Below are 15498 nucleotides of genomic sequence, written 5' to 3'. Positions count from 1 at the left end.
ACTAGTTAAACTCTCCTTCCTGACCTTGTTGTGTTGTCCTCTTGAAGACAATGAGTGATAAGGTTGCACTAATAACGAAAATAATAATTCCTAATGTTGAAGCAAGCGCATAGTCTTTTTGTTCAACAGTAAGTTTATAGAGCCATGTAACGAGTAAGTCTGTCTTACCTGCTTGATGGTATTCAAGTGATAATGGACCACCACCTGTTAAGAGGAAGATAACGTTAAAGTTATTTAAGTTTCCTACAAACTGAGTGATAAGGTATGGTGTTGTAACGTGAAGCATATATGGTAGGGTAATTTTTCTAAATTTAACCCATGGACCAGCTCCATCAATTTCAGCACTTTCATATAAGTCAGCAGGTATATTCATTAAGATACCTGAAGTAATTAACATAGTATATGGAATACCCACCCAACAGTTAATTACGATAACAGTGATTTTAGCTAGATTTCCATCTGTTAGGAATTTAATTGACGAATCAACAAGACCCCAGTTTTTGAGTAAGACGTTTAAGCTTCCGTTATCCGCTAATAATTGTGACATCAGAAGTAAACTGACAAATTGAGGTACTGCGATTGTGATTACAAAGACTGTTCTCCAGAATTTTTTGATTTTTATTCCTTTTGAGTTAATAAGCATTGCAAGTAACATACCGAGGATGTAGTTAAGGAATGTTGCAAAGAATGCCCAGATAAATGTCCACTTTAAGAGCGCGAAAAATGTTCCAGAAATAATCGAGTTATTGTAGAACATATCTTTGAAGTTCTTAAGACCTACCCAGGTAAATAAGTTTCCTGGAGGTTGGTGGGTTTTATCAAAGTTAGTAAAAGCAATAAGAATCATAAATACCAATGGTAATAATGTAAATATAAACGTCAGAATTGTAGGAATTGTAAGAACTGTTATGTGGAATTTCTCATCAAGTAAAGTTTGAATATCTTCTTTAAATGTAGGAAGTTCACGTCCGCTATCAACAATTTTTTGATTCTCTACGGCATTAACGATGTTAAGTGCATAAACTCCGATAGTTCCAACAATCGCAAAGATTGCAAGAACACCAAAGAGTAAGAATAACATTGAGTTATCACCTTGACTGTAAATATATATACCAAGTGCTTCATCAAAGGTTTTCCCTTGTGAAACTGTTCCAAGATTTGCTAATCCCGCTATTCTCGAAAAACCGCTCATTATTAGATATGCAAATGAGACAATTTGAATTCCAAGAAGGGTAAATCCACGTACGTATTGTTTACGCATAAAGGATCCCGCGCCCATTACGAGATATGACAATTTGGTTATACTATCTCCCTCTTTAAATCCTGAGATAAAATAAGAGATTGCGTTTTTAATTTTTTTCATGAATAACCCCTTAAAATAATGAAGGGGGACTCAAAGTCCCCAACTAAACTAATTATTGTTCAATTTGTTTGACCAAGGTGTCAAGTAGTTCTTGCATTGGCTTGTCTGATTTATTTTCTAGATCTGTACCAAATGCTTCTGCAGGTCCCCAGTATTCTCCAACAACATCTTTTTGGCTGTGTGCAAACTTACCTTGTTGTGCTAATGCGCTTAAGGCAACGTCTTTCTTAACTGCTTCACTTTCTGCTGCTTTTAAGTTTGAAGGTCCTAATTTACGTGCTTCGAAGCGTTGTACTTGGCTTTCTTCGTTACTTAAGAATTCTGCAAGTTCCATTGCTGCGATTGGTGCTTTTGTATGTGAGTTAACTCCGTATACTTTGTATCCAGCAAAACTTGCCATTTGTACGCCTTTTCCATCAATTGTGATTTCTGGAAGTTTTGTAGCTGCATAACCGTCGCCGTATGCTGTAGCAAATTGATCTGCTGTCCATGTTCCTGAAACTGCTGCAACGATTGATCCATCAGCTGCTCCAGCGTTCATTACGTTGTCATCACCTGTCATAAATGCTGGTGAAGCTGCGAATTTACGTAAGTATTCTCCAACTTTAACACCTGTTTCATTATTCCAGTCGATTACTTGTTTACCATTTGATCCTAGCTCAAGTTTTCCACCTGCTCCTAAGAAAAATGATGAGATATACCATCCATTTGAAAGGTCAAAGAATACTTTCTTACCTTCTGCTTCAGCTTTAGCTAACATTTTGTCTAATGACAATACATCATCTGCTGAGAAGAATCCTGAATTGTAGTACATGAAGTAGCCGTTGTCAGCTGTGAATGGGTAACCGTACATTTTACCGTCTAAAGTAACTGCATCGATGGATCCTTCCATGTTTTCTTTAACGATTTGATCTTTGTTCTTTGTGATTTCGTATAATGCTCCAGCACCTACTAAGTCACGAAGTTGATCGTTTGCGAATGCGAATACGTCTGCTGATGCTTCTAAATCTTCTGTGATTTTTGTTTTTGCATCTGCTTCACTAACAACACCTAATGTAATGTTGTATGTGTTATCTTTGTTTGCTGCTTTGAAGTCCTCAACACGTTTTTGTAAGAACGCTTGGTCTTCTTGTGAACCCCATAATTTTAAATCAAAGGTTTCACCTTTCTTACTTCCACCTGAGCTACATGCTACTAATGAAAGAGCTAGTAATGATACTGTCATTACTTTTAACATTTTCTTAAACATATATTTTCCTCCTCATATATTAAAGAAATCGTTTTCACAAACCTATTATAACACAGAGTTTTTGTTTGTAAACCCTTTTGTATGCGATTACAGAAAATGTTTTCCTTAAAGCCCTTTATTACTGGATATTTTGCGTTTTCTATTCACGAAAATAATTTCTCATTAAAAAAAGACAAGATTTTCTCTTGTCTTTCTCACTTATTTAATTTCAATATTTCCATAATGATAACAAACACCATACGATTGATCAACGTCACGACGCCAATGAATCCATTTACTTAAGTCATCATTCATATCTTTATAAGCATCTAACATACTCCAGTTAATACGGTTAACCTCATCACTGGATTGATAGGAGTTTCCATCACCCTTTTTATTTCTAAAGAAGGTTTGACCTATTTGAATAAATGGAATTCCTTTTGATGCAATAACAACACGTGTTATACGTTGAGCATCATGAGGCGATAATCGATGCATGGCAATTCTGTCTGCCAATGTATAGTTATCATGACACTCTACATAGTTAATGGATTGTTCTGGTGGAACAGGGAAATTATGATTTCCATTCATTAATGAACAGATTGATCCATCTTGATCATGCAACATTAAGATTGAGCTCGTTTCACCATTAACACGACCACCAATAGAATCACGGTAGGTATCATTGAAGAAACCAATTGTTTTCATCTTATGAGCATTATCAATGGTTGCACACTCTGATGGTTTATGAACGGTAGGCATTCTCCAACCTTCACCATAGATCATTGTATTAGGATTAAGTTCTCTAACTGCTGCTGATAATTCATTCATCGTTTCAATATCAAGAAGACCCATTAAGTCAAAACGATAGCCATCAACTGCAAACCAATCAACAAAGTGAACACAAGCATCAATAATATGCTTACGGGCCATTGGCATTTCAGATGCTACTTCATTACCACAGAATGAACCATTGCTTAAATAGTAATCACGTGTATAACGGAAATAGTAGTATGGAGCTAATATGTGGAATGGATGATTCTCAACTTCATAAACATGATTAAATACAACATCAACGTTTACTCCGATGTTTTTACCATGGTATGCATTCACAACTTGCACTAAATCATTAATACCTTGTAATGGATTGTGGACGTTTGAACTGTATGAACCTTCTAACGCCAAGTATTGCATTGGGTCATATCCCCAGTTATACGATTCTGTAGGATTGAGTTCATTTACTGTAGCAAAATCATTAATAGGCATAAGCTGTACATGAGTTACACCTAAATCTAAGATGTGTGCAAAACCATAATTGCCATGGCTTTCAAGCATCCCTAAAAATTTACCACGTTGACTAAATGGTACTTCTGGGTCCATTGAGAAATCTCGAACTGACATTTCCGCAATAATGGGATTTTTGTGTTCAACAAAATCACGCTTCGCTTTCACAATTTGTGATTCATCAACCACAACGCTTGCTTCACGATTAGCCACACTTGCTTTTGCATAGGGATCTGTAGTGAGCTTTACCTTATTATATCTTACGACTTCATAGAGATAGGCTTGTCCATGGAAGTTACCTTCTAGTTCAAGATGGTGAACTCCAGTGGCATCACGAAACATCAAATATCTCTGTTCATTCATTAAAACAGATACCTTTGATGTTGTTGGTGCATAAACTGCAAAATGTGTTGTGTTGTTTTCTACCCAGTTTCCAAGTCTCCCATCATAACGATAAGTTTCTTTAAACCAAGTCTTTTTTACAATTCCTCTCATTTCCACAAAAACGGAGGTTCCATTGACACTTAATGTGTATTCTTCATGAGGCTTAAATGTAGGAGAAATATATACATTAATAATGCGACCATCTCTCTCATACGTCTCAACATTTACCAATTCATTTTTTTTATAAAAACATGTATTAATCTGTACGTCACTTTCAATTGTAATTCGACGAACATCATCATAGAACGCTAAAATCATAGTGTACCCTTTCTTGAATATACACTTTGACCTCTTTTGATTTAACAGGGACGTTTAAGTATCCATTTTCATCAACGATAATTCGGTCATTTGTATCTTCCAAGGAAAAGTATACAGTTCCAGAGCAATTTTGTCCAATATATAAACTTTCAATATTATCACCATTTATTGACATACTTACAATATAGCCATTTTCATCCGTATATCCAAAGGTACGTGTGTGTTTTTTATCATGAATATCCACAAAGTTTGATCCTTCATATTGACTTCGTACAGCAATCATTTTTTGAATAAACTGATTATCCATATCTGTATAGAATAAACATGGGTATGCATTCTCATGAAGCAGAATAAATGCATTAGCATGGTTTCTAAACCATGGTTCTACCCAGGATTCTAGGGATTGTCCAATTTGAGTATCGTGATTATCTACAAAGGTAACTGAATACTCAGGGTATCGTTCAGTAAACGTCCCATGATACAGTGTGCTTAAATCATCACTCGTTCCAGTGGAAATGTCATGGAATTTATGGTGTAAGGGCACATCAAATAGTGCCATAGTTCCTTCTGTAAGTTCATGATAATGAATTAACTCTTCAATATCTCCACTCCAATACTCACCTACAGCTTTAATGTGGGTACGGTCTCTAAGAGATTCAAGAATTTCCTTCGTTGCGAGGGCATCAATGTGTTTGATTGCATCCAAACGTACCCCATCAAATTGAATCGTATCATAATACCAATGCAACCAATGTTTAAGTTCGTCCATTACAACAGGGTTTAAGACGTAAACATCAGCACCTAATAAGTAATCATAGTTACCATACTCATGAGAGACATGTTCATCCCAAACTCTGTCTTTAAAGAGATAGATTCCATTCTGATGTTCATTATCATCAAAATCAATTGCTTTAAAGTAAGACTTATCCCATTTGAATGTTGAGTATTTATTGTTGCGATTCGGATATGTGAACTTCGTCCATGCTTTAATCTCTTTGTTTGCATTTATGATTTCGTTTCTGTTATCACGATTCACTTCATCTACTAATACCGTTTCAAGCTCATCAGCACCAATGCGGTGGTTTAATACGACATCGACATAGATTGCGATGTTATGGTCTTTAAGAGCTTGGATTGCCTCAAGATATTCTTGTCGGCTTCCATACTTTGTTTCGACACTACCTTTTTGATCAAACTCACCTAAATCATAAAGGTCATAAACGCCATATCCCGAGTCATAACATCCACGATGACCTTTGTATGCTGGTGGTAACCAGATACTTGTAATTCCCATTGATTCGTATTTTTTAGCGTTATTTTTAATTTTAATCCATAATTTATCTTCTGGGGCTAAATACCATTCAAAGCCCTGTAACATTGTTTTATGTTTCATATTCACCTCAAGGAAAACGATTTCCTTAGATACCATTATACCTACTTTATTAACTTTGTAAAGTTTTTCGAAAAAAAGAACTCACTTTACATGAGTTCCTGTTTAGTAACTATTATACGTTTCTTTGAGATTTCTTGAGCTCTTTTGTCATAGCAGTCAATAGCTTTATCTAGGATTGTTAGTCGGATTTTATCTGTGACCCCAAAAACCTTCAACACTCCATACGTTGTTAATGCTCCTGCTGCAACTGCAGTCACAATTCCTAATTTCTTCATAACAATACCTCCTATGTCTTGAGTATACGTGAGTTCTTTGTCATCAAGATAAAATACTTGTGTTAATTTATGTGAGCTTTGATTCAAAGAGTGGTTCTTCAATTGTTAAAGTTTTGGTATCAAAATCAATCTTTGCTTTAAGACCATAAGGAATCACAGTTCTTGGGTATGCATGACCAAAGTTAATATTAAAGAGTATCGGTGTATCCGTACTTTCAAGATATGCTTCTTTGATTTCTTCATAATGAATTTCATTTTGAGGTTTCCCTACAAGAATTGCGGATACTGCATCCAGTATTCCCTCTTCTTTAAGAACTTTGAGATACTTCAACATTTGTTCTTTGTCAGGACATTCTTCACTTGTTTCTAAGAATAGGATTTTTCCTATCCATTCTTTTAATGTTGGAAAGAGATCGTATTTCTTAACGACATCTTTCTGATCTAGGAAGCGATCACCAGTAATCATATCAAAGATACTTTCGATACAACCACCTAAGAGTCGACCTTCTACAACACCGGAACCTTGGAGCACTTCATAGCCTCGCGTCTCTTCATGACTGATACGAGGAACGCCTATAGAGTTACTACTAAAGTCTGTACGTTCTTCATACCAAATTGGACTTGATTCAATCGTAATCGTTTCTGGATTGTCAAAGTAGTACTGAATCGTTTGCCGTGTGTATGGAATCATCTCTGTATCTAACTCAGCAATGTCATTTAATATATTAGGACCGTAGTAACTAACCATTCCTAGTTTATAAAATAGGAAGTGATTGTTTGTGGTATCGGAGAACCCTGTAAATAATTTTGGTTTCCTTAGGACATTCTCTAAAAACTCAGCATCTTCTAAAAGATAAGGTGATAAACGATAGGTATCAATACCACCGATTGCACAGAAAATACCTTTAATAGAATCATCAGCAAATGCATCCTTCAGATCTTGTGCTCGAGCTTGTGGATTTTCTTCCAATACTTTTAAACCTTTTAATGCATTTGGCATAAATACCGGAACCAGTCCGAGCATTTCCAAGCGTTTCTTTGCGAGTTCAACTTGATGCTTTGCGAATGGTTCTCCCAAAACACCAGAAGATAAACTGACAATTGCTACTTTATCACCTCTACGTAAGGCTGATGGTTTTCTCATGATATGACCCCCTAGGTTAAAATGACTATCTTTTTTGATAAATTACAAGTCATTTCTATACTTATATCATATCACGCCTTTATCCTTGTTCAAAAGAAAAGAGTTCCAAAGGAACTCTATTGAATATCATTTTCAGCTTCAAAATCACTTAACATTTTACGAACTTCATCAGTCGTGGAAGTTTCCATGAGACGTACTCGTAAATCACTCGCACCTGAGAACTCTCTTACGTAGATTTTAAAGAATCTTCGTAATGGTTTAAAGACACGAGGTTCTACTTTTGAATACTTATCAAACATATCTAAATGATAGCGTAGTAGATCAAGCAATTCTTTTGAGCTATGTTTCTTAGCATCTTTCTCAAACGCAAAGGGATTGTGGAAAACACCTCGACCAATCATAACGCCATCGATACCGTATTTTTCAGCCAGCATCATCCCGGTTTCATAATCAGGAATGTCACCATTAATGGTAATAAGGGTATTAGGGGCAATTTCATCACGGAGTTTCTTAATCTCAGGAATCAATTCCCAGTGAGCATCAACTTGACTCATTTCAACTTTAGTTCGTAGATGAATGGATAAGTTTGCGATGTCTTGTTTAAGGACATGTGTTAACCAATCTTTCCACTCATCGACTTTTGAATGTCCAAGTCGAGTTTTTACACTGACTGGTAAACCACCAGCCTTGGCTGCTTGAATGATTTCTGCCGCGACCTCAGGTCTTAGTATAAGCCCTGATCCACGACCGTGTCGAAATACGTTTTGAGCAGGACATCCCATATTGATATCAACGCCCTTAAAACCCATTTCAGCCATACCAATACTCATCTCTTTAAAGAACTCAGGTTTATCACCCCAGATATGCGCTACTATCGGTTGTTCATCTTCAGTAAAGGTTAGACGACCCTTCACACTTTCTTTTCCTTCAGCATGACAATAACTTTCACTGTTCGTAAACTCCGTAAAGAAAACATCAGGCTTTCCCGCTTTCGCTATTACATGACGAAAAACAACGTCTGTTACATCCTCCATAGGAGCTAAGATAAAAAAAGGCTTCGGTAAATCTTGCCAAAAGTTATGTGTCATTTCAATTCCTCTACTTCTTATTAATTAATTCTATCGCTTGTAATTATCCCATTATTAGACATTATTCACAAGTAATTAAACCAGAAGTTCATAATGTTTTCGATTATTATTGATGATATTTCTGTGATAACAGATGAAACCTATATTAACTGTTGTGAAACTATCAAGAAAGCCATTCACATTCTTTGTAAGTATATTCACAAAGTGGTACATTAGGATAAAGGAGGTGTTACAATGAGTGAAAGAAGAGAGTTTGGATGGATTGATTTAATTATTGGTGTCTTATTCATCTTCTTAGGCTTCACCATGTTTTCAAATCCTGGTAGTACACTGAGAAGTTTGGTTGTACTATTTGGTGTCATTGCTCTTACTAAAGGAATCTTTGGTTTCTTTAAGTTTTATTTCTTTAAGAAAATTACAAGCTTCTGGATTTGGTTCATCTTCCTCATGAGCGCAATAGATTTTCTTTTTGGAATACTTTTAGTAAGCAATATTTCACTTGGTGTCATTGGGATTGATATTCTAATTCCAACATGGTTACTTGCATCATCCATCACAGGTATTATTGATCTCTGGTATATCAAGAAATATACAGGAGTATCACAAGGTCTTGGATTGGTACTTCTAGTTATAAGTATTTTAACTTCTATTCTTATGATTCTAAACCCAGGAACTGCATCACTAACATTAGCTTATATGTTAGGACTATCTGCAATTTCTTTTGGTTTCTCCTTGGTTATTCAAGCGTTTCAATAGAAAAATTAATCACAATTTATTATAGATAAAGAGCGCATTATTTGCGCTCTTTGTGTATTTATATACTAGTTTGATTTAGGACTAGTTTTCTTTTTCTTATTATAATACAGTCCTGCACCGATAGAACCACCACCAATTAATGTAAGACCACCTAACAACACATTTGAGCTACTTGCCTCTTTCGATTGAATTGGTAAGGAATATTTATTATTCATGACATCAAATACTAACTCATGAGTATAATCTTTACCAGATACTTCGACAAGCTTCACGTCTTTACCATATGCAAAGTGAGTGTCTCCAATAAATATTTCACCTTTGTTAAGCTTGCTTAGCTCCTCAGGTTTCACTTTGAAATACTTATCGTTCAATTTATAATCTTTATTATCTATTTTTAAGATAACATTTTGTGATTTAAGTTCATCGTTTGTTCCTAAGATAAATACTGGCAAATCAACAGTTTGTGTTTGTTCTTTGCTTTCTGATGTTAATTCAATCTTAAGATTGTTTTTTTCAAATGGTTTAAGATCAGAACCTGGTACTATCTTATATTCTGCTTTCTCATTTTCGAGATTAACCTTTATATCAGACACTGAATTGATAAAGTATGTTTCTTTATCTTTGATTTGCATTGCTTTTGATCCAATACTTATCGATTGAATTGCAGTATTGTTTAAAGCCTTTGTTTCAAGTTCTAAAGCTTCAGTGTCTATTTCATCCAACTCAACAACCTCTTCAACCACTTTATCAACTGAAGGTGTTTGCACTGGTGTTTCTGTTTTAGGAGTTGTTGCTTTTGGCGTTTCTTTAGGTGCGCTTGGCTTTGTCTCTTGTTTCACTTCAGCTGCCTTTGCCTCAGGCGCTTTCGCTTCTGGTGCTTTCGCTTCTGGTGCCTTTGTCTCCGGTGCTTTTGTTTCCGGTTTCTTTGCAGGAGCTTCGCTAGCCGCACAAGGATTTGCATATCCTAAGCTTTCACCTGAAGGATACCATCCTGATTTCCCTTTATTTTCCGCAACATGCCAATGTCCATCCCCATGATTTCCATATGACTTTCCATTACAAGTAATGATGCTATCTCCTTTTAATCGACCTGATGTAGCACTAATACTTGTGAGTGTTGTAAAGCTAAAAACTAAAGCTATCAATAAGATGCTTGAGACCTTCTTCATTCGTTTCATTTTCCCTCCATGAGAATAAATAAACAGAACTCCCCTACAGATCTATTTTCGCTATTCTCCTTGAGTCTCTCACATTTTTTAATGAATATCAATATCTAATCGTTCATATCGCTTAACAGAAATAAGCAAAGCTGGTTTTCACCAGCTTATGTCTTATTCCTTATTTCGATTATCTATCCAAGATAATACCTTTTCTAAGATGAAAGTTAATGCAAACATTATCCCAAACCAAATAAAATCATTACTGAAAAAACGGGCAACCACAAAGTAATACAGCAGAAACGTTATGATGAACACAATCACATACATCATAAAACGAACTTCCTGTTTGGTAAGAATGGAATGTACAGCGAAGCTACAAACAAATCAGCTTTTACTAGGGACTGTAGTTTCGCCCCAATCATACTAAACATAAATCCGCTTATGGCACGATACACCGTCCCATTACCTGCAAAATATTTAGCTGCTACGTAGGTAGCAATTGCCGAACATGATGCACCAATAAATGCCTTTTGAAATCCTGGTGATAACCACAAACTAACGGTTCCACCGCCACTTATTGTACATAAGACTTCATCTGGAATTTCAAAACAATTACACGATATGATGATATCTCTGACCTCCTTGACTAAACCTAGTCATTAATAAAGTAAGAGGTTCTTTTTAATATTCCTAGAGGAATAATATATTTCAAGTATTAATTACTTTGTAATTCTTTCTCTGTGGGTAAAGAGTTAATAGCACCTACATGAGTAGCCGTGATTGCCCCTGCACGATTAGCATACCGAACTGCAATTTCTAAATCGGTTTCACCTTTAGCTAACTGAGAAATTAGTGCCCCAATAAAGGCATCACCTGCTCCCGTTGCATCGACTTGCGTAATCTCAATAGAAGGGACTATTTTGCTTATTTCCTCGGAAATAACATAACATCCTTTTGAACCAAGTGTTACAAATAATACAGCACTTTTCTTCATGATATGGGATACTTTGTTTATTGCTGCTTCGATGTCCTTCTCTTCACTGATGAGTTCTAATTCCTCAAGGCTTAGCTTTACGTAGTCGGATACCTCGATATAGTTTATTGTTTTATTACGATAGGACTCTACATCATTGACTAATAGCTCACGATAGTTTGGATCAAATACAACAGTCCCTTGTACCTCAATTGTTTTATCTTTTAATGTATCGTAACTTTTTTCTAATTCATCTCCTAGTAGCGCTGTTGCACTGCCAAAATGAACAATTGTATTCTCATCAATGATATCCAGTGCCGATTTTTTGATTTCATACTTTCCATCGCTTCCTCGAAGGAATTCAAAACTTCTTTCGCCATCGTCGTCCAAACCAACCCAGGCAATTGTTGTATTACCAATATGGTCTACGAAGTCGACATTGACCTTATTATCCTCTAGGACATTTCTTAGTCGCTTTCCAAAGCTATCATTCCCTAAAGCTCCAAGATAGTAAGTTTCTGTTGAAAGTCGAGCACAGGCAATGGCAACATTAGCTGAAGCACCTCCTGGGTTTAACTCAAAGTTCTGAGCAAGAAGTAATCCTTTATGATCGACATCCACCATGTCAATGAGCATTTCACCAATGCAAACTACTTTTTTCATAGCTTATCTCCTTAAATTATTTTAAATAGACATTTATATTCACCAAAAATAGTGAAACCGTGTCGTGTTAAACTCGATATATAGGCATCATCAACAAAGAAAACTAAAAATTCTTTCTGCTTGTTAATTCCTGAATTAATGTGCGACTTTAATAACTCCTCAAACTCATACATCGAATCATTTTTTAATGTGATATCAAATCCAAATATTTCAATCATATTCTTAGTAGAAATAGAATACATCGCAGTTTCATTATATGTCGAAATAAACCAGCGCGATATATTTTCAAGTATTTTATTGCTATTCCAATACATATTACCCGACACCTTGTCATGAATATTTTTGAATATAGAATAGTTTTGATGCGTAATTTCATTGATATTCGAATCTATTAAGTATGTATGAGACTTCGTTAAATTCAGTATCCCGTGATAACAAGAGTCAACAATGACAAAGCCATTGCCACTCAAAGTATCTACTGCTTCTGTGTTTAAAGAGGAGAAACCAAAGTAACAATGATAGCCTGGATGTATATCCTTTAAGTAGTCAAGGAATTCCTGTGTGCATTCACCTATATTTGATTGTCCTTGAAGAGATAATAAACCGCAGTACTTCGAATCTTCCTCAAGCATGAAATGAATCCAACAACAATCTTTTCCATTCTTTTCGTAAACTAATACAAACTCATTTTCTCTATCAAAGCTTCTTAGTAGTGATTGTTCAAAATCCTCATATGTCTTGGTTCCATCTGCATAACTTGGATATGAAGACATCGATAGATTCAATGCCGATTGGTACATAATGTCTAAGGATCTCACGCATTCATCGTATGTCATCATCCTAATCATATGAGAGCCTCCTTTTTCAATATTGTACCACGTACAAAGTAACAACAATAAAAAAAGTAGCAATCGCTACTTTAAATCTAAGACCATATTTTCTTCACTATGATTTGCTGCATATTTACTGAATTTCTTTTGAGCAACATACAGATTTATTAGAATTGATATCTCAATTATTAGAACTGCAAAAGCTAGTATGTAGACAATATTTTGGTATCCATCATAGTTCCCTAAGAGTTGAACAGCAAACGATAAGACTACTGTCCATAAAAACTTACTAAACATTTTTTGTCCTTTGACATCAACAGTTGTGACAATTTCTATATCCATTATTCCCAAATAAAGTAGACATTCGAAAGGTATAATCATTATTGATGAAGCAAGAAGAATTGATTGAATTGGTAGTGCTTCATTACGTATAAGTATTTGCGCAACAAACGCAATGCACGAATAAAGAATCACACCAATAACTATTTTCTCTAATATATCAAACTTTCTACTGTATTCCTTTAATTCTTTTAAACCTAGCATGATTAAGAACCATCCAATTAACACCGTGGATAATTGCAGGGAATGTGTTGCTGATACGCTTAAGAATTTTGTATTGCTTTCGAAAACTGTCTCACTTATCATCATATTTATATTTAATAATAGAAGTAACTTTCCTATAAAAACTTTTTTCATAGTTAGCTCCTTTCGTGCTTTACATTTTTCAGTATAACACTCCTAGAATATTTTCTATATGAGATAATAGCAAATATACGCAATTCGGTTATTGTCTTGTTTTTAGGAAAATTTTTCATTACATGAAAACAGGTTTTGTGAGTTAATTTTTTAATTAGAACAAAAAAGAATCATGATAAATCATGATTCTTACGTTGATTATTACATATCAATTTCTACAATTACATCATCTTTTGTCCAGAGATACTCTGTAAAAGTTTTTTGAGCATTATAAAGATCAATTAAGATTAGTATTTCGTTTACCAAAGTTACTACAACAACAGCAGCTGCATAAACAAACACAAGTAGTGGACTAATGAATACAAGTATAGGGGATATTATTGTTGAGATTGCTATTGCAAGGGAAATCTTGAACTTCATCATCAATCGATCGCCTCTTAAATACAGTCCTGTTTTCGATTCTGTATCAATAATACCTTTGTATAATAAGTAGTCGGAATATACTATCACAAATGTTGCGATAAATGATAGGGATTTTAGTAATTGACCTTCACTATTAATAATCATATTTAATATGAAAACAATCAATGAATAAACGACAAGACCTGACACAAATTTCTTAAGTGATACAAAACGATCACTGTATGAAAGCATTTCATTGACACCTTGAAGTATTATCATCCACCCTATAAAAGCTGGAAGTATCTGGATTGTGTGCGAAGATACAACTGTCTGTTGTCCAAACATATCATATGAGAATGATTTACTATATGTGAATGAAAAGACAAATATTAATGCAATTTTTCCCCAGAATATTTTTTTCATAACGAATACCGTCCTTATGCTTCTAGTATAGCATTAGTTTATTTTGGAAAACAGATGCTTTCTATCCAAAATATGGAACGTTTTTCATAAATTGACGGAGACGATAAGAATAGACCTCATCTCTTATTCTGAAGGAATCAAACTTACCCTTCCAACAATACCACTTTCTAAACGGACCTTTATGCCGTGTGGGTGATATGAAGATTTGGTAAGGATAGAAGCAACAACGCCTTCTGTTTCTTTACCAGTACGTTGGTCTTGTTTCTGAACGACGAAGACTCTTAATCCAGTATGTATATTATTTCTTTGTTTTGGATCCATGACGTTTACGATTCCTTCCGTTTGTATTCCTTTGTGTCTTTGAAAATGATCTTTCGCCACGTTTACTTGATTCTTCTTTACCGGGTCTACTTCTCTTATCACTGCTTCTCTTTGCTTTATTTGGTCGAGACCCTTTTGCTTTACTTACTTCTTGAGATTTACTTGGTTTTGAATCATTACGTTTACGAACCTGTTTCTTTTTCTTCTCTGTTTTATCTTCGAGAGGATATCGTTCATTTTCAACAACTGTAAGCTTCATTTTGATTAGCTTTTCAATGTCTTTGAGCAAATGTATTTCTTGGTAATTCACATAGGAAATAGCACGACCAGTATTCCCTGCTCGACCCGTTCTTCCAATACGGTGAACATAGGTTTCGGGTACTTCTGGCATATCAAAGTTAATGACATATGGGAGTTCACTAATATCGATACCTCTTGAAGCTATATCTGTAGCGACAAGAATTTGTGTACGATACTCTTTGAAGTTTTCCAATGCTTTTTGACGTGCCATCTGTGACTTATCACCATGAATTGCGACAGCATCAATCTTGCGCTTCTTCAACTCTCTAACAACACGATCAGCACCACGCTTAGTTCTCGTGAATACCAAGACAGGTTCACCATTCGTCATTTCAATGAAATCAGCGAATAGGTTTACTTTATTAACTTGGTCAACGTATTGTACAAACTGTTCAACTGTATCCACAGTTGATGAAACTGGAGCTACTGATACTTGAACTGGATTAACTAATAGTTCATCAACAATCTCTTCAATTTCTTTAGGCATCGTAGCTGAG

15 protein-coding genes are annotated in these 15498 nt (G+C 35.2%); 1 reads left to right on the top strand and 14 read right to left on the bottom strand.

The genetic code is table 11. The annotated features are described in order from the left end of the window. Nucleotide 1 precedes the first annotated feature (1 nt). From G7059_RS02695 to G7059_RS02665, 7 genes are all read right to left on the bottom strand, one after another. Complete coding sequence (locus G7059_RS02695) at nt 2–1363, bottom strand: carbohydrate ABC transporter permease (RefSeq protein WP_166080554.1); 1362 nt, start codon at nt 1361–1363, stop codon at nt 2–4. 52 nt (nt 1364–1415) lie between these two features. After that, the gene (locus tag G7059_RS02690; RefSeq protein ID WP_166080553.1) at nt 1416–2612 is read right to left on the bottom strand and encodes an extracellular solute-binding protein; all 1197 of its coding nucleotides are present in this window, start codon (nt 2610–2612) and stop codon (nt 1416–1418) included. Nucleotides 2613–2810: 198 nt separating this feature from the next. Continuing rightward, nucleotides 2811–4577: a hypothetical protein gene (locus G7059_RS02685; protein WP_166080552.1), complete on the bottom strand. Its 1767-nt coding sequence runs from the start codon at nt 4575–4577 to the stop codon at nt 2811–2813. Continuing rightward, on the bottom strand, nt 4558–5970 hold the full coding sequence (locus tag G7059_RS02680; protein WP_166080551.1) for an alpha-amylase: 1413 nt from the start codon (nt 5968–5970) through the stop codon (nt 4558–4560). The genes G7059_RS02685 and G7059_RS02680 overlap by 20 nt, the downstream gene beginning before the upstream one ends. A gap of 86 nt (nt 5971–6056) precedes the next feature. Next, a complete protein-coding gene (locus G7059_RS02675) occupies nt 6057–6245 on the bottom strand; it encodes a hypothetical protein (protein ID WP_166080550.1) in 189 nt (62 codons plus the stop codon). 67 nt (nt 6246–6312) lie between these two features. Further along, a complete protein-coding gene (locus G7059_RS02670) occupies nt 6313–7389 on the bottom strand; it encodes a S66 peptidase family protein (RefSeq protein ID WP_166080549.1) in 1077 nt (358 codons plus the stop codon). Between the two features lie 116 nt (nt 7390–7505). Then, a complete protein-coding gene (locus G7059_RS02665) occupies nt 7506–8477 on the bottom strand; it encodes a tRNA-dihydrouridine synthase (protein WP_166080548.1) in 972 nt (323 codons plus the stop codon). A gap of 234 nt (nt 8478–8711) precedes the next feature. Between G7059_RS02665 and G7059_RS02660 the strand changes: the two genes are divergently transcribed. After that, the gene (locus G7059_RS02660) at nt 8712–9233 is read left to right on the top strand and encodes an HdeD family acid-resistance protein (RefSeq protein ID WP_166080547.1); all 522 of its coding nucleotides are present in this window, start codon (nt 8712–8714) and stop codon (nt 9231–9233) included. A gap of 65 nt (nt 9234–9298) precedes the next feature. Here G7059_RS02660 and G7059_RS02655 read toward each other — a convergent pair whose 3' ends face one another. The 7 genes from G7059_RS02655 to G7059_RS10490 all read right to left on the bottom strand — a co-directional run bounded on the left by G7059_RS02655 (nt 9299) and on the right by G7059_RS10490 (nt 15332). Further along, nucleotides 9299–10411 (bottom strand): hypothetical protein, encoded by a 1113-nt coding sequence (locus G7059_RS02655; RefSeq protein WP_166080028.1) that lies wholly within the window; start codon nt 10409–10411, stop codon nt 9299–9301. 697 nt (nt 10412–11108) lie between these two features. Further along, a complete protein-coding gene (locus G7059_RS02650; protein ID WP_166080546.1) occupies nt 11109–12029 on the bottom strand; it encodes a carbohydrate kinase in 921 nt (306 codons plus the stop codon). 11 nt (nt 12030–12040) lie between these two features. After that, the gene (locus G7059_RS02645) at nt 12041–12877 is read right to left on the bottom strand and encodes a hypothetical protein (RefSeq protein ID WP_166080545.1); all 837 of its coding nucleotides are present in this window, start codon (nt 12875–12877) and stop codon (nt 12041–12043) included. Between the two features lie 66 nt (nt 12878–12943). Next, nucleotides 12944–13555, bottom strand: a complete 612-nt coding sequence (locus tag G7059_RS02640) for a hypothetical protein (protein WP_166080544.1) — start codon at nt 13553–13555, stop codon at nt 12944–12946. A 201-nt stretch (nt 13556–13756) separates the two neighbouring features. Further along, nucleotides 13757–14380 (bottom strand): hypothetical protein, encoded by a 624-nt coding sequence (locus G7059_RS02635; protein WP_166080543.1) that lies wholly within the window; start codon nt 14378–14380, stop codon nt 13757–13759. Between the two features lie 123 nt (nt 14381–14503). Next, complete coding sequence (locus G7059_RS02630; protein WP_166080542.1) at nt 14504–14701, bottom strand: YwbE family protein; 198 nt, start codon at nt 14699–14701, stop codon at nt 14504–14506. Continuing rightward, nucleotides 14679–15332, bottom strand: a complete 654-nt coding sequence (locus tag G7059_RS10490; RefSeq protein WP_240920559.1) for a C-terminal helicase domain-containing protein — start codon at nt 15330–15332, stop codon at nt 14679–14681. The genes G7059_RS02630 and G7059_RS10490 overlap by 23 nt, the downstream gene beginning before the upstream one ends. Between the last annotated feature and the right edge of the window lie 166 nt (nt 15333–15498).

The organism is Erysipelothrix sp. HDW6A (assembly GCF_011400295.1).
Taxonomy (GTDB): Bacteria; Bacillota_I; Bacilli_A; order Erysipelotrichales; family Erysipelotrichaceae; genus Erysipelothrix.
Note: the sequence above shows the minus strand (reverse complement) of the source record. Positions and strands in the feature narration are given on the sequence as shown.